Here is a 16,875-nt window from a genome sequence, read left to right on the forward strand (position 1 = left end):
TTTAATTTTTCTTGAATTCGCACACAATTGTAGTAATGAATGTATTCTAGCACAATCTTTCGCACAGTTGTGTTGGATACTTTTGTTATCTTTTGTGAATAGAAAGCTTCACTTTTTAAATGACCAAAGAAGCTTTCCATGACGGCATTATCATGGCAATTTCCTCTCCGGGACATGCTGGTGATAATGCCGTTTTCTTTTGCTGTATAAATACTTCCTTGATCCGAGTGAAGAAGGACATCTTTTACTTTTCGCCCTCTCATTGCTTGTAATTCAATGATGACACAACTAATAATTTCACGATTAAAGGCATCCATAATCGTTGATAAATACATGGAAGTGTTTTTTTCATGCACCACTATTCGGGTTCACTTCAAAGTGTAGTGAGTTTTTTATTTTGATGAAAGAAAGTTTACTATATAATAGAGTAGAGTTTGAGGAAAGAATGACTTTGTTTGAAAGGTGTTGGACATACAGCTTGGTTTATTTGTATGCAATGTTAAGACAACGCTCTATATTATTATTTTTATTAGTTGTTAACATATTAGGTACAATATACGGATTTATATGGTATGGAAATCAATTAAAAGAAACCGCACCTATATTTTGGCCGTTTGTACCCGATAGCCCGATGGCGAGTCTCTTTTTTGTCTTTGTTTTAATTGCTTTTTTAAGAAAGAGAAATTGGGGATTAATAGAGGCGCTAGCGATTGTTACTTTGATGAAATATGGTATATGGGCTGTTGTTGTAAATGCAATTATGATCTATGTAAAAGGTCCTATTGGTCTTATGGGGTATATGTTAATGCTTTCGCACTTTGCGATGGCAGTACAAGGATTGTTATATGCACCGTTTTACCGTATAAAAAAATGGCATTTTGCGGTAGCAGCTATATGGACATTACATAATGATGCAATTGATTATTTATTTTGGCAAATGCCGAGATATGGAATTATGCATTTGTTTGTAGAAGAAATTGGTTACTTTACGTTTTGGCTAAGCATCGTCACACTATGTCTTACATATTATTATTATTGCTTGCGTGAGAACCGAAAACAGTTTTCTTTATGATGGTTAGAACATTTAGGGGGAGAAAATGAAGAAAAATAAGAGTGGTACAAAAATATTGGATCGATTGATTACTATAGTTGTTTCATATAGCATAGCATTTTCTATATTTGCACTCGCAACAACAGCGGTTGTATACGGAAAATGGCTATATTATTTTGAAATTGATTTTTTAAACATTCCAGATTTAGCGGATATGACGAAGGATGATATTAAAAGAAATTATGATGTGCTTATTACATATTTATCGCCGTTTTATGATGGAGCATTGCAGTTTCCAACATTAGATATGTCTACAAATGGCCGTATTCATTTTGTAGATGTTAAAAATATTTTAGTAAAGATTCAATATGTAATGTATGCGACAATTATGATTGCAATAATAGGCGGCATTTATTTATTAAAAAAGAAAAATGAAAAGTTTTTACTACACGGATCAATTTTAACAATTATCTTTCCGATAGCGCTTATGTTACCGATCGCTATTAATTTTGAAAAGAGTTTTGTATTATTCCATAAACTTTTATTCAGTAATGATTATTGGATGTTTGATATTGAAACGGATCCAATTATATTAATGTTACCAGAAGAATTCTTTATGCATGCTGCGTGTGCTATTTTATTATTTATTTTATGCGGCAGCATAATTTGTTACAGTTTGTATAGATATTTCGTAAAAAAGAAAAGGGTTTCAAAGGAAAAATTCTCTGTTTAAAGAGAATTTTTTTGTTTGTAAAATGATAATATATTTTTCGGTCCAGTTCTGTTCTATTCTTGTCCAAATTAACATATTTTGTACTAGTAGTTATAGGGGGGACCGTGATGAAGAGAACATTAATTGGATTAATAGCATTTCTAATTATAATGTTTCCGTTACGTATATATGCTGAAGAGTGGAGTGAACTAACAGGGTTGTTAGACGACTCATTACAATTAGTGAAGCGTAATGAAGATGGAAAAGCAGTACAAGTATTACAACATTTCTCCGAGCAGTTTGTTATAAAGGGGAATGAAAAGAAGCAAGAAGTAACGCCAGATCAGGTTAGAGTTATTTCTTTAGCTTACGACAAGGCGAAACAATCTCTCTCGGAAACAGATTTAGGTAAACAAGTTAAAATTGATAATGTGTTAGCCCTGCAGCTCGCTGTTGATGCGCAAGTGTCGAAATATCAACCGCTTTGGATGGAAAGAGAAAGAAAAGTAATGGGTGCCTTTTCTCAAATGGAAAAAGCGATGAAAAAAGAAGATACGGGACAGTTTCAACAAACGTTAAACACATTTTTACATGAATTTAATATTATTTATCCAAGCTTAATGATCGCCCTGCCAGAAAATGAAGTGCAGCGTGTAAATGCCCATTTATCTTATTTGGATGAATTTCGTAACGTTATGTTAAATACGAAAGGGGGGCAAATGCAAGTAGGAATCATTAAAGGGGATTTGCAAAAAATATTTCACACAGTAAAAAAAGATGAAATTGCACCCTCTCTCATTTGGTTTATGACAATTACTGGAGGTCTTATTTTATTCACATTAACTTATGTTGGATGGAGAAAGTATAAAGGAGAGAGAGAAAAAAGAAAAAGTAATGTACACTCTAAGAATAGATAATGCAATAAATAAAGATACGGATTGTAAGTTTTATTCATTGACAATGATGGCAGAAGAAAATAGAATGAGAAGTACTATAATTAAAACTTCAATGGAGGTTCATGATGTTTTATTTAATTTACTTCGCGATCATAATGATCATACCGTTGTATGCACAGTCAAGAGTACGTAGTGCTTATAGCAAGTATTCACAAGTTTATTCAACATCAGGTATGACAGGAGCGGAAGTGGCTCGAAAGATTTTAGATGAAAATGGATTATACAACGTAGCTGTAGAAGAAACACCAGGTCATTTATCAGACCATTATGATCCAACTGCCAAAACAGTTCGATTATCAACAGATAACTATTACGGTCATTCAGTTGCTGGTACAGCAGTGGCAGCACACGAAGTAGGACACGCAATTCAAGATGCAAAAGATTATAACTTTATGCGTATTCGTCATTCGTTAGTGCCTGTGGCGAATTTTGGATCGAATATATCATGGGTATTTATTATGATTGGTATATTTGCGACAATGTCAAAACTATTGTTATTAGGAATTATTTTAATGGCAGCAGGTGTTGTTTTCCAACTCGTTACATTACCAGTTGAGTTTGATGCATCAAAGCGTGCAATGCAACAAATTGAAGCGTTAGGTATCGTATCAACAGATGAATATGGCCAAGCTCGTAAAGTATTAAATGCGGCGGCATTAACATATGTAGCGGCTGCAGCTGTAGCGGTATTTGAATTATTACGTCTCGTATTAATGTATACTGGTATGCAGCGTAGCGACGACTAAAGACTATCATTTGATAGTCTTTTTTTGTATTGTGGATTGAATTATATAATGTACTGCAAATAGAAATAATAGAAGCAATAGAAGTAATGCGGAAAGGCGGTGTGGGAAGTGAAATATCCAAGTCGTTTAGTAAAACAAGTGAAAGAACAAAGCGCTTTTTATCAGTTAGAAGGCTTTTTAAGTGGACAAGGTCCTGAAAATCCAAAATTTATGTTGTTAGGAGAAGCGCCTGGTGAAACAGAAATTCATAATGGGATTCCGTTTAGCGGGAGAGCGGGAAAACAATTAATGGGTTTTTTAGAACGGATTCATGTTACAAGGGAAGAAGTATATATTACGAGCGCTGTACGAAGCAGACCGTATAAGTGGCGAGAGAAAAAAGAACGAAATGGTGAGATCGTACAGAAAAAGTATAATAGAACGCCAAATCAAGGGGAAATACTTGCCCATGCCCCTTTGTTAGATTATGAATTAGAGAAAATAAACCCGAAGCTTATCGTCACGCTTGGAAATATCGGTCTTCAACGTTTAACAGGAAAAAATACAAAAATCACAGATGTACACGGACAATTATTAAAACAGCCTATTCAAAAATTAAAGAATATGCAAAGTGCAGCGTTTACATGGTCAGAGGAAGAATATCATATTTTCCCGACCTTTCATCCTGCTTCCATTTTTTATAATCGGAGTTTATTGGAGCTTATTTATGAGGATTTAGATAAACTTAAAAAATATGTAATAAAAAACTAGAAAAGCTAGAGAGCTTTTCTAGTTGCGTTTATTTATGTAACGGATTTTTATTTTCATCTAACGTAAAACCTTCACCAACTACATCATGTACATCACTTACAGCAACAAAGGCATGAGGATCTACAGAAGTAATAATATTTTTTAATTTCACGATTTCATTTTTAGCAACAACGCAATATAATACGTTCCGTTCCACTTTGGTATACGATCCAACAGCTTTTAAAAAAGTAGCTCCGCGTTCCATATCAGATAAAATTTTGGCAGCAATTTCATCGTTTTTATCTGAGATAATCGTTGCTCCTTTTGCCGCATAGGCTCCTTCTTGCATAAAATCAATGACTTTCGCCCCGATAAAAACAGCAACTAACGTATACATGCCCTCGCGGTATGATAAATAGGTAAGAATAGAGACGATAATGACGATAGCATCAAACATAAACATCGTTTTCCCCATACTCCAGCCAACATATTTATGAGCGAGTCTTGCGATAATATCTACACCGCCAGTAGTCCCGCCATATTTAAATATTATGCCAAGACCGACACCGATAAATGCCCCGGCGAATAAAGCCGCGAGTGTCATATCATTTTGTAAGTTTAAATGTAAGTTAAGAACTTCGTAACGTTGAAAAATCCATAGAAATAAAGATACGCTGAAGGTGCCGATTAGTGTATAGATAAATGTCGTTCTTCCAAGTAACTTCCAACCAATAAAAAATATAGGGATATTTAAAATTAAGTTTGAATAAGAAGGATCAAACTTAAATAGAAAATACAATAATAGTGTAATACCGGTAAATCCACCTTCTGCAAGGTGATTTTCAATATTGATATTCACAATACCGAAAGAAAAAATAGCGGAACCGATTAAAATGAAAATGATATTTCGAATCTTCAAATTTGATGTCATATAGAAATCCTCCTAATTATGTAAATTGCATTGCTCCGCTGATACGGTAAAACATAATGATAAGTAATTTCTAGTTGTTAGTAAAAATAGAGAAGGCTGTAAAAAAACGCAAAAGAAGTTTCTATTTACCTCGTTCCAACGGCTGGTAGGAGATAAAGCTCTGAAGAAGGACAAACCAGCCGTAGGAACCCGATTGGTTCTGGCTGATCTTTTGCAAAAAACGGAAAAGAAAGTTTCACTTTATTATAGTCTATCCAAAAAAGGGTCGCAAATAGGTGTTTGGCGGGGAATAATATTTGTCAAATCGCGATGAATTGGCTAACATGAAAGAGGAAGGATTAGAGGTGAATTGTATGGAAGCAAAAACGATGAAGGATATGCAGAAAGAAGTAGATGCATATATTGGTCAGTTTAAAGAAGGTTATTTCAGTCCACTTGCAATGATGGCTCGTTTAACGGAAGAAATGGGGGAGCTTGCAAGAGAGGTAAATCATTATTATGGTGAGAAACCGAAGAAAACAACTGAAAAAGAACGTAGTCTGGAAGAAGAACTTGGAGATGTATTATTTGTTATGATTTGTATGGCAAATAGTTTAAATATTGATTTAGAAACGGCACATAACATTGTAATGAATAAATTTAATACACGTGATAAAGATCGCTGGACACGTATTGATGAGGGAGAGAAAGAATAATGAAAGAAATTAAAGTAATTATCGCTGGACCAAGAGGACGTATGGGACATGAAGCAGTCCTTCTTATGGAAAGAACGGAACATTTTAATTTGGTAGCAGCAGTGGATTATAAGCATGGTGGAGAGAAAATTTCTGATTTACCGGGCATGCCAGCGTTACAAGCGCCAATTTACGCAGATTTACATACTTGTTTAGAGGAAGTAGAAGCAGATGTGTTGTTAGATTTAACAACGCCAGAAGTTGGGAAACAACACGTTACACTAGCAGTTGAGCGTGGACTTCGTTCTGTTATTGGTACAACTGGATTTACAGAAGAAGAACTAAAGCAATTAAGAGAGAATGCGAAAGAAAAAGCAGTAGGAACAATTATCGCTCCAAACTTTGCAATTGGTGCAGTTCTTATGATGAAATTCTCACAAATGGCAGCGAAGTATTTCCAAGATGTTGAAGTAATTGAATTGCATCATGATCAAAAGTTAGATGCACCATCTGGTACAGCAGTAAAAACAGTAGAATTAATTCGTCAAAATCGTGAATCAAAGCAGCAAGGTCATCCGAATGAAGTAGAACAACTAGAAGGTGCTCGTGGTGCAAATGTAGACGGCATTCACATTCATAGTGTACGTTTACCAGGACTTATTGCACACCAAGAAGTAATGTTTGGTGGAGATGGACAAATGTTAACGGTTCGTCATGATTCATTCAATCGTGCATCATTTATGTCGGGTGTAAAACTATCAATTGATACAGTAATGAATCTAGATCATCTTGTGTACGGTTTAGAAAATATTATCGACTAAAGGGGAGACAACGGATGAAAATTGCCTTAATCGCACATGACAAAAAGAAAGATGACATGGTTTCGTTTGCATACGCATATAAACCAATTTTTGAACAACATGAATTATTTGCAACAGGGACGACAGGACTTCGTATTATGGAGGCAACTGGTTTAGTTGTAACAAGATTTCAGTCGGGTCCTCTTGGTGGCGATCAAGAAATTGGTGCCATGATTGCAAAAAACGATATGGATATGGTGATTTTTTTCCGAGATCCACTAACTGCTCAGCCGCATGAACCAGATGTAAATGCATTGCTTCGTTTATGTGATGTATATGCGATTCCACTTGCAACGAATATGGCAAGTGCTGAAATGTTAATGCACGCATTAGAGCGAGGAGATTTAGATTACCGCAAGTTTAGAAAATGAGGGGAACAATTATGAGTGGATTACATATATTAGCGTTTGGTGCTCATGCCGATGATGTCGAAATCGGCATGGCTGGTACCATTGCTAAATATACGAAGCAAGGGTATGAAGTAGGTATTTGTGATTTAACAGAAGCTGATCTTTCTTCTAATGGAACAATAGAATTGAGAAAAGAAGAAGCAAAGGTGGCAGCTCGTATAATGGGAGTAAAAACGAGACTGAATTTAGCGATGCCAGACCGTGGTTTGTATATGAAAGAAGAGTATATACGTGAAATTGTAAAGGTGATTCGTACATATAAACCGAAACTAGTTTTCGCGCCGTATTATGAAGATCGTCATCCAGATCATGCAAATTGTGCAAAACTTGTGGAAGAAGCTATTTTTTCAGCGGGAATTCGTAAATATATGCCAGAGGTTTCGCCACATCGCGTGGAGTCTTTTTATTATTATATGATTAATGGTTTTCATAAACCGAATTTTTGTATAGATATAAGTGAGTACCTTTCTATAAAAGTGGAAGCATTAGAAGCGTATGAAAGTCAGTTTTCAACAGGGAGTGATGGTGTGAAAACGCCGTTAACAGAAGGTTACGTTGAAACTGTGGTCGCTCGAGAGAAAATGTTTGGAAAAGAAGTTGGAGTCTTATATGCCGAGGGATTTATGAGTAAGAAACCGGTTTTATTACATGCTGATTTAATAGGGGGGATGTAAATGAAATTAAAAATAGGTATTACATGTTATCCTTCTGTAGGTGGTTCTGGAGTTGTTGGAACAGAATTAGGAAAGCAATTAGCGGAACGCGGGCATGAAATTCATTTTATTACATCGGGTTTACCATTCCGGTTAAATAAAGTGTATCCAAACATTTATTTTCATGAAGTGACGGTAAATCAATACTCTGTATTTCAATATCCACCATACGATTTAGCGTTAGCGAGTAAAATGGCAGAGGTTGCACAAAGAGAGAACCTAGATATTTTACATGTGCATTACGCAATACCACATGCCATTTGTGCTTATTTAGCAAAACAAATGATTGGAGAGCGTATTAAAATTGTTACAACCTTGCATGGAACAGATATTACTGTGTTAGGTTCCGACCCTTCGTTAAATAATTTAATTCGTTTTGGTATTGAGCAATCTGATGTTGTGACGGCTGTCTCGCATTCATTGATTAACGAAACGCATGAGCTTGTAAAACCAAATAAAAACATTCAAACGGTATATAACTTTATAGACGAGCGTGTATATTTCAAGCGTGATATGTCTCAATTAAAGAAAGAATACGGTATAAGTGAGAGTGAAAAGATACTGATTCACATTTCAAATTTCCGTAAAGTGAAACGTGTGCAAGATGTTGTTCAGGCATTTGCTAAAATTGTTACAGAAGTAGATACGAAGTTGCTTCTTGTTGGAGATGGACCAGAATTTTGCACGATTTTACAGATAGTAAAAAATTTACATATTGAAGATCGCGTCTTATTCTTAGGGAAGCAAGATAATGTTGCAGAGCTACTTGCGATGAGTGATTTAATGTTGCTTCTTTCAGAGAAGGAGAGTTTTGGTCTTGTTTTATTAGAAGCGATGGCGTGTGGTGTACCTTGTATCGGAACAAGGGTTGGAGGTATTCCAGAAGTCATTCAACATGGTGAAACAGGATATTTATGTGAAGTTGGCGATCCAACAGGAGTGGCAAATCAAGCCATTCAGCTATTAAAGGATGAAGAACTTCACCGTAATTTGGGAGAGCGAGCAAGAGAAAGTGTTTACGAGCAGTTCCGCTCTGAAAAAATCGTCTCACAATATGAAACGATTTACTATGATGTACTAAGGGATGACAAAAATGGAAAGATTTAAAAAAGCTAGTTCTATTATTGAGACTTTAAAGCAACAAGGACATGAGGCCTACTTTGTCGGTGGAAGCGTACGAGATCTTATTATCGATAGGCCGATTGGAGATATTGATATTGCGACATCTGCTTTACCAGAAGAAGTGATGGCTATATTTCCAAGACATGTTCCTGTTGGTCTTGAGCATGGAACTGTAATTGTGGTAGAAAATGGTGAACCTTATGAGGTAACCACTTTTCGAACAGAGAGCGAATATGAAGATTTTCGAAGACCTAGTAGTGTTCAATTTGTTCGTTCATTAGAAGAGGATTTAAAACGTCGTGATTTCACAATGAATGCAATTGCGATGACAGAAGAAGGCAAAATGGTTGATTTATTTGCTGGACAGCAAGCGATTCAAAAGAGAGAAATTGTGACGGTTGGCAATGCTGCGGATCGTTTTCAAGAAGACGCCCTGCGAATGATGCGTGGTATTCGTTTCGTAAGTACGTTAGGTTTTTCTTTAGAAATGAAAACGAAACAAGCAATAGAAACATATGGACATTTGCTAGAACATATTGCAATTGAGCGAATTACAGTGGAGTTTGAGAAACTGTTAACTGGTACATATTGCGTGAAGGGCTTGCAAGAATTAGTAGAAACGAAGCTATTTTCTCATCTGCCATATTTACAAATGTCAGAAGAGAGATTATTAAAAGCTACGCAGTATAACTGGGATTCTTTTGAAACGGACATTGAGGCATGGGCATTCTTCTTATATTGTATTGGGGAAGAGCATCCATCTGTCTTTTTACGTCAATGGAAGTTTTCAAATAAAAAAATAAAAGATATCGTCGCAGTTTTATTAATACTCCGTACGAGAAAGGAGAAGGATTGGGATACAGTCCTTCTTTATAAAACGGGAATTCATATCGCTGAAATGGCAGAAAGAGTATATGAAGCGATGATTGAAAGCTATGATAATACATCTGTGAAACGAGTACAAACGTTGTTTGAAGCATTGCCAATCAAGAATCGACAAGAAATGAATGTGACTGGGAATGATTTATTAAACTGGGCAAATAAAAAGCCAGGTCCGTGGGTTGCTGAAATGATTCAAAAGGTTGAAGAAGCAATCTTACAAGGAAACGTAGTTAATGAGAAAGAGTGTATAAGGGAGTGGCTGCAAGAATGCAATCTACTATAAGAAAGCAGTTATTGCAAGTTTTTTCAGAAGCGGATGGCGCGTTTGTATCTGGCCAAACGATTAGTGATAAACTTGGTTGTTCAAGAACCGCTGTGTGGAAACATATGGAGGACCTTCGGAATGAGGGATATGAACTTGAAGCTGTGCGTCGATTAGGTTATCGAATTGCGAGTAAGCCAGACAAAGTAACTGCTAATGAAATTCAGTTAGGGTTACAAACGAAACATATTGGTAGAACGGTATATTTTGAAGAGTCTATTGAATCTACGCAGCATATTGCAGCAAAACTTGCTTATGAAGGTGCAGAAGAAGGAACGATTGTTGTTGCAGAAGAACAAACAGCCGGCAGAGGTCGTTTAAGTAGGAAATGGCATTCACCAAAAGGAACAGGAATTTGGATGAGTATTATTTTACGTCCATCAATCCCGGTTCATCATGCACCACAACTTACTTTATTAGCGGCTGTTAGCGTTGCACAAGCAATTGAAAAGTGCACGGGTGTAAACGTAGGAATAAAATGGCCGAATGATATTTTAATTCAAGGTAAAAAGGCTGTAGGTATATTAACAGAAATGCAGGCTGATCCTGATAAAATTAATGCTGTCATTATGGGTATTGGTATTAATGCAAATCAAAAGCAAGAGCATTTTGATGAGGAAATTCAGCATATTGCTACTTCTTTAGCGATTGAATCTGGTAAACCAATTGTTCGTGCAGAGCTGATGCAACAAATCTTTTTACAACTAGAAAAATTATATGAAGAGTATTTACAAAATGGTTTCTCTGTCATTAAAATTCTTTGGGAAAGTTACGCTGTGAGCATCGGGAAAGAAATTACCGCTCGAACGATGAGAGAGACAATTACAGGCGTAGCAAAAGGAATTACAGAGGATGGTGTATTGCTTCTGGAGGACCATGAAGGGAAAGTACATCACATTCATTCTGCGGATATCGAAATTAAGTAAAAGAAGTTCCTTTTGGGAACTTCTTTTTATTTGACTATTACTTTGCCTTCCATTCCTTTAAGAAGGTGGTACCGGCATATTAATTCATATGTACCAGTATTTTTAGGTTTCACGGTAATGTCTTTTTCTTTTCCTGACTCGACTACGACATCAATGCCGAGTTTTTTTACTGTAAAGGTGTGTTCATTCTTACCTTTGTTTTTTAATAACAATGTTGTTGACTCTTCAATTGGAATGGTGATGACGTTTGGATGAAAGTAATCATCATTCAGTTCGACCTCAATTACTTTCGTTGAATCGATAGGTTGTGTTACGACGTTAACTGAGGCAAATGCATGGAAGGAGCTAAAAGTTATCATCCCTACAATCATCAGAAGCAAACCGGTGAATAGAAATAACCATTTGTTCATAAACATGCGCAATTCTCCTTTTGTAAGTACTTTTCTCAATTAACCTGCATCATTAGTTTAAGAGTTATACGAGGCATTTTAAACAAAGCTGTATCTTTCTATGATTGAGTTATTTATAAAAATTTCACATACCGTAATAGGAATAAAAAATTATTTTTTCAAAAAAATGTAGTAATTCCTTTTTGGAGTTTGCTATAATTAGTTCGAATGTGGGCAGTATCAGAGCGAACTGCACCATGATTCGAAGCAATACGAAAAATAATAACTTGGATTCTGCCTTGATCCAATAACGGACTGGGACAGAGGGATGAATAATGCCGACTAACACACAACCCTTCTGCCCTTTTATGGCCAGAGGGGTTTTTTATATGATTTCGGCCATCTCCTCTCTCCTGTATAAAGGAGGAGTAGTTTTTGAAAACAAAAACAGATTTTTTGAAGATGAAAGAGCAAGGTGAGCCGATTACGATGCTAACGGCGTATGATTATCCATCTGCTAAGTTAGCAGAAGAAGCTGAAGTTGATATGATTCTAGTTGGAGATTCCCTTGGGATGGTTGTGCTAGGCTACGATTCAACAGTACCTGTAACAGTAGAGGATATGATTCATCATACGAAAGCTGTACGCCGAGGAGCGAAAGAGACGTTTATTGTAACTGATATGCCATTTATGTCGTATCATGTGTCGCCTCAAGATACGATGGTGAATGCACGCCGCATTGTTCAAGAGAGTGGTGCTCATGCACTGAAGGTAGAAGGTGCAGGGGAAGTGGTATCAACTATTCATTACTTGACGAATGCGGGAATTCCTGTTGTGGCACATTTAGGCTTAACTCCTCAATCTGTAGGAGTACTAGGTGGGTATAAAGTACAAGGAAAAGATGCTGAAAGTGCAAAAAAATTAATAGAAGATGCGAAGAGATGTGAGGAAGCTGGTGCGATAGCGCTTGTGTTAGAATGTGTGCCAATGCAGTTAGCGGAAGTAATTTCGAAGCAACTAACAATTCCGACGATTGGAATTGGAGCAGGGAAAAAAGTAGATGGGCAAGTACTTGTTTATCATGATCTTATCTCATACGGCGTAAATCGTGTTCCGAAATTTGTAAAGCAATATACGTCTGTTCAAGAGGAGATTGTGCGAGGGATTTCACAATACGTTACTGAAGTAAAGACAGGGCAATTTCCAGAAGAAAAACATTCATTCACAATGAAAGAGGAAGAATGCTTAGCGTTATACGGAGGAAAACAATAATGAAAATCGTAACTACAGTGCAAGAGATGCAGCAAATTACAAACGAACTTCGTATAAGTGGAAAAAGTATTGGTTTTGTTCCAACGATGGGTTATTTACATGAAGGCCATGCGACTTTATTACGTAAGGCAAGAGAAGAAAATGAAATTGTGGTTTTAAGCGTGTTTGTCAATCCGCTACAGTTTGGGCCGAATGAAGATTTAGATCGATACCCTCGTGATATTGATAGAGATGAAAATGTAGCAAAAGAAAACGGTGTAGATTATTTATTTTATCCGAGCGTAGAAGAAATGTATCCAGCAGAACAAACGACAACAGTAGCAGTTGTGAAGCGTACCGATGTATTATGTGGCAAACAAAGACCTGGTCATTTCGCTGGAGTTGCGACTGTACTAATGAAACTATTTAATATTACATTGCCAACGCGTGCTTATTTTGGTATGAAAGATGCACAGCAAGTTGCTGTCATTGAAGGATTTGTCGCTGATTTTAATATTCCGGTTACGATCGTACCAGTGGATATTGTAAGGGAAGTAGATGGATTAGCGAAAAGTTCTCGTAACGTGTATTTATCACAAGAAGAGCGTGAAGAGGCTCCTCATTTATATCGCAGTCTATGTAAAGCGAAAGAAAGAATTGAAGCAGGCGAACGTAATGCAGAAATCATTACAACTCTTGTGAAAGAGTATATTGAGACGTATACGAAAGGCACTGTAGATTATGCTGATTTATATGCCTATCCTTCACTACAAGTAATAGATAAAATTGAAGGACGAATGATTTTAGCAATTGCAGTTAAATTTGAGAATGTACGATTAATTGACAATGTAACATTAACGGTTAAATAAGGGGGAGCATCTATGTTTCGCACAATGATGAGAGCGAAGTTACATCGCGCTACGGTAACAGAAGCAAATTTAAATTATGTAGGTAGTATTACAATTGATGAAGATTTAATGGATGCAGTAAATATTGTAGAAAATGAAAAAGTACAAATTGTAAATAACAATAATGGTGCGCGCTTAGAGACATATGTTATTAAAGGAGAACGCGGTAGCGGTGTTGTTTGTTTAAATGGTGCAGCTGCAAGGCTTGTACAGCCAGGGGATAAAGTTATTATTATTTGCTACGGTTTAGTGGCAGAAGAAAATATTCATAACCAAGAGCCGAAAATTGCAGTATTAGACGATGATAATCAAATTATCCAAATGTTAGGCACTGAAAAAGCGGGTACGATATTATAAGTAAGAAGGCTATCTCTATTACGGAGATAGCTTTTTTGTGCATCTTTTCATTAAGATGAGATAAAACGTGGTATAGTAACATTATATAATTTTGTGATTGATAGGTAAGAAATTGAGGTGTTACATATATGAGTAAACGTTATGTCGTTGTGGATTTAGAGACGACAGGGAACTCCTGGAAGGACGGGAAGGATAAAATTACCCAAATCGCAGCTGTTGTAGTGGAAGATGGAGAGATACTAGAGATTTTTTCATCTTTTATTAATCCGAAGAGAGAGATTCCGCCATTTATTACAGAATTAACAGGGATTGATGAGAGTATGGTTAAGCAAGCCCCGTTATTTCATGATGTAGCCCCGATGGTTGTTGAGCTATTGCAAGGTGCAGCTTTTGTTGCACATAACGTTCACTTTGATTGGAATTTTTTAACGGAAGAATTAAGGTGGGCTGGATATACAGAAGTACATTGTCCCAAAGTTGATACAGTGGAGTTGGCGCAAATTCTTTTGCCGACAGCTGATAGTTATAAATTACGTGATTTAGCTAAACAACATGAATTAGAGCACGATCAACCGCATCGTGCGGATAGTGATGCTCTTGCAACAGCGGAATTATTTTTACAATTTTTAAATGAAATTGAAAAGTTACCACTTGTCACCTTGCAATCGCTTTATGAATTGAGCGATGTTTTTCAAAGTGATATAGCGGATGTACTTTCTGAAAATATTTTAAAGAAAATGATGCATGGTAGAAAAGTGGCAGAGGGGTATGAAGTGTATCGAAATATTGCGCTTCGAAAACGGAATTATGCTTTAAATCTCAGTGAAACATGTTCATCTAAATTTGATGCTTTCTTGCACAAGGCAATCGATAAACTTGAATTGAATATGCCAAGGTTTGAAAAAAGAGAAAGCCAACAGATTATGATGAAGGAAATATATACAGCACTAAGAGATTCTAGGTTTTCACTAATTGAAGCAGGAACAGGAACAGGAAAGACTCTTGCATATTTACTTCCAAGTATTTATTTTGCAACGAAAAAAGAAGAACCTGTCATCATAAGTACCCAAACAGTACAACTGCAACAACAAATATTAGAAAAAGAAATTCCATTATTACAGAAAATAATGCCATTTTCATTTGAAGTAGCTCTTTTGAAAGGAAGAAAGCATTATCTTTGTCTACATAAATTTGAATATGCTTTGCAAGAGGAAGAGAAAAATTATGATATGGCGCTCACAAAGGCAAAAATTTTAGTGTGGTTATTGCAAACAGAAACTGGCGATCGTGATGAATTAAATATTCCTGAGGGTGGAAAGTTACTTTGGAACCGTATTTGTAGTGATGTACATAGTCCAGGTGGAATGCAAAGCAACTGGTATAGCCGTTGTTTTTATCAACGAGCAAAGAATAAAGCATTATTTGCAGATATCGTTATTACAAATCATGCGTTATTATTTCAAGATTTTTCAAGTGAAGAACCACTATTTGCTTCATGTGAACATATTATTTTTGATGAAGCTCATCATATCGAGGAAGCGGCGAGTAGAATATTAGGTGAACAGTTCTCCTGTATGTATTTTCAATTAGTTTTATCTCGTCTTGGTACGCTAGAAACAGATGATGTACTTTCTAAAGTATATAAAATGATGAAAAAATCAGAGCAAGCCTCTCGTTCGACTTTCCGTATGGTGAGTCATAGTTTGAAGGAATTGAAATTTGATGCGGATGAGCTATTCCAAATGTTACGTGCTTTCATCTTTAAACAAACAAAGCAGGAACAAGGGATAAGCAATATGCCACTCATTTATCGATATAACACGGAAGTAGAGAAAGGTAAGTTATGGGATAGCATTACCGAGTTAACAAATCGTTTTGTATACGATGTAAGAAAATTATTGACTATACTTGAGAAGCAAGTTGATATATTGCAAAGTAAATTAGAATGGGAGATGCATGTTATTACAGGTGAATTTATGCATTTAATTGAGTTGTTGAGAAAGATGGAAAAATCTTTACAATTACTCATTTTAGAAAAAAATTCATATGTGACATGGATGGAGACTGAAACGAAGGGAACAATTCATTCAACCGTTTTATATGCACAGCCTGTTCATATTGGTGAAAGGCTTGCGGATGAATTTTTAACACAGAAAAAGAGTGTTATTTTCACATCAGCAACGTTAACAGTAAACGATTCATTTGACTATATAAAAGAGGAGCTAGGTTTACATGATTTTGCTCCCAATACATTACAGGTTCCATCACCATTCCGTTTTGAAGAACAGATGAAATTAATGGTTTCAACAGATGTGCCTTTTATTAAGCAAGCAAGTAATGAAGAATATATTGAATCTGTGTCGGCACATATTGCAAAAATCGCGAAAGCTACAAAAGGTAGAATGCTTGTTTTATTCACTTCGTATGAAATGTTGAAAGAAGCGTATACGAATTTGAAAAATGATGAGGAATTAGAGGGGTATTTATTATTAACGCAAAGTGTAAATAATAAGAGCCGAAGTCGTCTCATTCGTAAATTTCAAGAGTTCGACAAATCGATTTTGTTAGGAACAAGTAGTTTTTGGGAAGGGATAGATATACCTGGAGATGCCCTTAGTTGTCTTGTTATTGTACGGCTTCCCTTTACGCCTCCTCATCAACCGATGATGGAAGCAAAAGGAGAGTGGTTAAAAAATCAAGGAGAGGACGTATTCGCTAAGTTAGCACTCCCGCAAGCAATCTTGCGTTTCAAACAAGGATTTGGTCGTCTGATTAGAACAAGTACAGATACCGGAACAGTATTTGTATTAGACCGTCGTTTGATAAGCGCTTCTTATGGAAAACGTTTTTTACAATCAATCCCAACTGTTCCGCTTTATGAAGGCCCTCTAGAAGAATTATTAGAACAATTAAAGGCATGGCCAAATAAATAAAAT

The 16,875-nt window shown here is 36.1% G+C and carries 18 protein-coding genes and 1 pseudogene; 16 read left to right on the forward strand and 3 right to left on the reverse strand.

Going from position 1 to position 16,875, the window contains the following annotated elements; all coding sequences use genetic code 11:
* A pseudogene (locus ACSG5Z_RS00005) lies at positions 1-338 on the reverse strand (integrase core domain-containing protein); the annotation flags it as partial.
* Between the two features lie 140 nt (positions 339-478).
* On the opposite strand from ACSG5Z_RS00005, the gene lhaT reads away from it, so the two are divergent.
* The 5 genes from lhaT to ACSG5Z_RS00030 all read left to right on the forward strand — a co-directional run bounded on the left by lhaT (position 479) and on the right by ACSG5Z_RS00030 (position 4,215).
* Positions 479-1,072: a lipoprotein heptaprenylglyceryl N-acetyltransferase LhaT gene (gene lhaT, locus ACSG5Z_RS00010; RefSeq protein ID WP_435710345.1), complete on the forward strand. Its 594-nt coding sequence runs from the start codon at positions 479-481 to the stop codon at positions 1,070-1,072.
* Between the two features lie 25 nt (positions 1,073-1,097).
* A complete protein-coding gene (gene lit / locus ACSG5Z_RS00015; protein WP_435710346.1) occupies positions 1,098-1,784 on the forward strand; it encodes a lipoprotein intramolecular transacylase Lit in 687 nt (228 codons plus the stop codon).
* Positions 1,785-1,891: 107 nt separating this feature from the next.
* Positions 1,892-2,680, forward strand: a complete 789-nt coding sequence (gene ypjB / locus ACSG5Z_RS00020; RefSeq protein WP_088062706.1) for a sporulation protein YpjB — start codon at positions 1,892-1,894, stop codon at positions 2,678-2,680.
* A 101-nt stretch (positions 2,681-2,781) separates the two neighbouring features.
* The gene (locus tag ACSG5Z_RS00025) at positions 2,782-3,465 is read left to right on the forward strand and encodes a zinc metallopeptidase (RefSeq protein WP_073517780.1); all 684 of its coding nucleotides are present in this window, start codon (positions 2,782-2,784) and stop codon (positions 3,463-3,465) included.
* 108 nt (positions 3,466-3,573) lie between these two features.
* A complete protein-coding gene (locus ACSG5Z_RS00030) occupies positions 3,574-4,215 on the forward strand; it encodes a uracil-DNA glycosylase (protein ID WP_435710347.1) in 642 nt (213 codons plus the stop codon).
* A gap of 28 nt (positions 4,216-4,243) precedes the next feature.
* Here ACSG5Z_RS00030 and ACSG5Z_RS00035 read toward each other — a convergent pair whose 3' ends face one another.
* Positions 4,244-5,125: a YitT family protein gene (locus tag ACSG5Z_RS00035; protein WP_000203306.1), complete on the reverse strand. Its 882-nt coding sequence runs from the start codon at positions 5,123-5,125 to the stop codon at positions 4,244-4,246.
* A gap of 353 nt (positions 5,126-5,478) precedes the next feature.
* On the opposite strand from ACSG5Z_RS00035, the gene ACSG5Z_RS00040 reads away from it, so the two are divergent.
* The 7 genes from ACSG5Z_RS00040 to ACSG5Z_RS00070 are packed head-to-tail and all read left to right on the forward strand — an operon-like array spanning position 5,479 to position 11,034.
* Positions 5,479-5,820 carry a nucleotide pyrophosphohydrolase gene (locus ACSG5Z_RS00040; RefSeq protein WP_048543622.1) on the forward strand — a complete coding sequence of 114 codons (342 nt, stop codon included), beginning with the start codon at positions 5,479-5,481 and terminating at the stop codon, positions 5,818-5,820.
* The gene (gene dapB, locus ACSG5Z_RS00045; protein ID WP_048543525.1) at positions 5,820-6,620 is read left to right on the forward strand and encodes a dihydrodipicolinate reductase; all 801 of its coding nucleotides are present in this window, start codon (positions 5,820-5,822) and stop codon (positions 6,618-6,620) included. Before ACSG5Z_RS00040 ends, dapB begins: the two co-directional genes overlap by 1 nt.
* A gap of 14 nt (positions 6,621-6,634) precedes the next feature.
* Positions 6,635-7,030 carry a methylglyoxal synthase gene (gene mgsA / locus ACSG5Z_RS00050; protein ID WP_046955216.1) on the forward strand — a complete coding sequence of 132 codons (396 nt, stop codon included), beginning with the start codon at positions 6,635-6,637 and terminating at the stop codon, positions 7,028-7,030.
* A gap of 11 nt (positions 7,031-7,041) precedes the next feature.
* Positions 7,042-7,743: a bacillithiol biosynthesis deacetylase BshB1 gene (gene bshB1 / locus ACSG5Z_RS00055; RefSeq protein WP_137012290.1), complete on the forward strand. Its 702-nt coding sequence runs from the start codon at positions 7,042-7,044 to the stop codon at positions 7,741-7,743.
* On the forward strand, positions 7,744-8,889 hold the full coding sequence (gene bshA, locus ACSG5Z_RS00060; protein WP_435710348.1) for an N-acetyl-alpha-D-glucosaminyl L-malate synthase BshA: 1,146 nt from the start codon (positions 7,744-7,746) through the stop codon (positions 8,887-8,889).
* Positions 8,876-10,069, forward strand: coding sequence for a CCA tRNA nucleotidyltransferase (locus tag ACSG5Z_RS00065; RefSeq protein ID WP_435710349.1), 1,194 nt, complete (start codon positions 8,876-8,878; stop codon positions 10,067-10,069). Before bshA ends, ACSG5Z_RS00065 begins: the two co-directional genes overlap by 14 nt.
* Positions 10,054-11,034, forward strand: a complete 981-nt coding sequence (locus ACSG5Z_RS00070; protein ID WP_087985554.1) for a biotin--[acetyl-CoA-carboxylase] ligase — start codon at positions 10,054-10,056, stop codon at positions 11,032-11,034. The genes ACSG5Z_RS00065 and ACSG5Z_RS00070 overlap by 16 nt, the downstream gene beginning before the upstream one ends.
* Before the next feature lie 26 nt (positions 11,035-11,060).
* Here ACSG5Z_RS00070 and ACSG5Z_RS00075 read toward each other — a convergent pair whose 3' ends face one another.
* Complete coding sequence (locus ACSG5Z_RS00075) at positions 11,061-11,450, reverse strand: cupredoxin domain-containing protein (protein WP_435711245.1); 390 nt, start codon at positions 11,448-11,450, stop codon at positions 11,061-11,063.
* 408 nt (positions 11,451-11,858) lie between these two features.
* On the opposite strand from ACSG5Z_RS00075, the gene panB reads away from it, so the two are divergent.
* The 4 genes from panB (at position 11,859) to dinG (ending at position 16,872) form a co-directional block, all read left to right on the forward strand.
* Positions 11,859-12,695 carry a 3-methyl-2-oxobutanoate hydroxymethyltransferase gene (panB, locus tag ACSG5Z_RS00080; protein ID WP_435710350.1) on the forward strand — a complete coding sequence of 279 codons (837 nt, stop codon included), beginning with the start codon at positions 11,859-11,861 and terminating at the stop codon, positions 12,693-12,695.
* On the forward strand, positions 12,695-13,543 hold the full coding sequence (panC, locus tag ACSG5Z_RS00085) for a pantoate--beta-alanine ligase (RefSeq protein WP_435710351.1): 849 nt from the start codon (positions 12,695-12,697) through the stop codon (positions 13,541-13,543). Before panB ends, panC begins: the two co-directional genes overlap by 1 nt.
* Positions 13,544-13,555: 12 nt before the next feature.
* Positions 13,556-13,939, forward strand: a complete 384-nt coding sequence (gene panD / locus ACSG5Z_RS00090; protein WP_088608757.1) for an aspartate 1-decarboxylase — start codon at positions 13,556-13,558, stop codon at positions 13,937-13,939.
* Between the two features lie 128 nt (positions 13,940-14,067).
* On the forward strand, positions 14,068-16,872 hold the full coding sequence (gene dinG / locus ACSG5Z_RS00095; protein ID WP_098857570.1) for an ATP-dependent DNA helicase DinG: 2,805 nt from the start codon (positions 14,068-14,070) through the stop codon (positions 16,870-16,872).
* The last annotated feature ends 3 nt before the right edge of the window (positions 16,873-16,875 follow it).

Source organism: Bacillus pretiosus (genome assembly GCF_051294775.1).
Lineage (GTDB): Bacteria > Bacillota > Bacilli > Bacillales > Bacillaceae_G > Bacillus_A > Bacillus_A wiedmannii.

Coding starts and splice junctions, on each gene's coding strand:
- ACSG5Z_RS00025 (WP_073517780.1), top strand. CDS start 2,782: ATGATGTTTTATTTAATTTACTTCGCGATCATAATGATCATACCGTTG.
- lit (WP_435710346.1), top strand. CDS start 1,098: ATGAAGAAAAATAAGAGTGGTACAAAAATATTGGATCGATTGATTACT.
- panD (WP_088608757.1), top strand. CDS start 13,556: ATGTTTCGCACAATGATGAGAGCGAAGTTACATCGCGCTACGGTAACA.
- ACSG5Z_RS00035 (WP_000203306.1), bottom strand. CDS start 5,125: ATGACATCAAATTTGAAGATTCGAAATATCATTTTCATTTTAATCGGT.
- ACSG5Z_RS00070 (WP_087985554.1), top strand. CDS start 10,054: ATGCAATCTACTATAAGAAAGCAGTTATTGCAAGTTTTTTCAGAAGCG.
- bshB1 (WP_137012290.1), top strand. CDS start 7,042: ATGAGTGGATTACATATATTAGCGTTTGGTGCTCATGCCGATGATGTC.
- ACSG5Z_RS00065 (WP_435710349.1), top strand. CDS start 8,876: ATGGAAAGATTTAAAAAAGCTAGTTCTATTATTGAGACTTTAAAGCAA.
- ACSG5Z_RS00040 (WP_048543622.1), top strand. CDS start 5,479: ATGGAAGCAAAAACGATGAAGGATATGCAGAAAGAAGTAGATGCATAT.
- dinG (WP_098857570.1), top strand. CDS start 14,068: ATGAGTAAACGTTATGTCGTTGTGGATTTAGAGACGACAGGGAACTCC.
- dapB (WP_048543525.1), top strand. CDS start 5,820: ATGAAAGAAATTAAAGTAATTATCGCTGGACCAAGAGGACGTATGGGA.
- ypjB (WP_088062706.1), top strand. CDS start 1,892: ATGAAGAGAACATTAATTGGATTAATAGCATTTCTAATTATAATGTTT.
- mgsA (WP_046955216.1), top strand. CDS start 6,635: ATGAAAATTGCCTTAATCGCACATGACAAAAAGAAAGATGACATGGTT.
- panC (WP_435710351.1), top strand. CDS start 12,695: ATGAAAATCGTAACTACAGTGCAAGAGATGCAGCAAATTACAAACGAA.
- ACSG5Z_RS00075 (WP_435711245.1), bottom strand. CDS start 11,450: ATGTTTATGAACAAATGGTTATTTCTATTCACCGGTTTGCTTCTGATG.
- bshA (WP_435710348.1), top strand. CDS start 7,744: ATGAAATTAAAAATAGGTATTACATGTTATCCTTCTGTAGGTGGTTCT.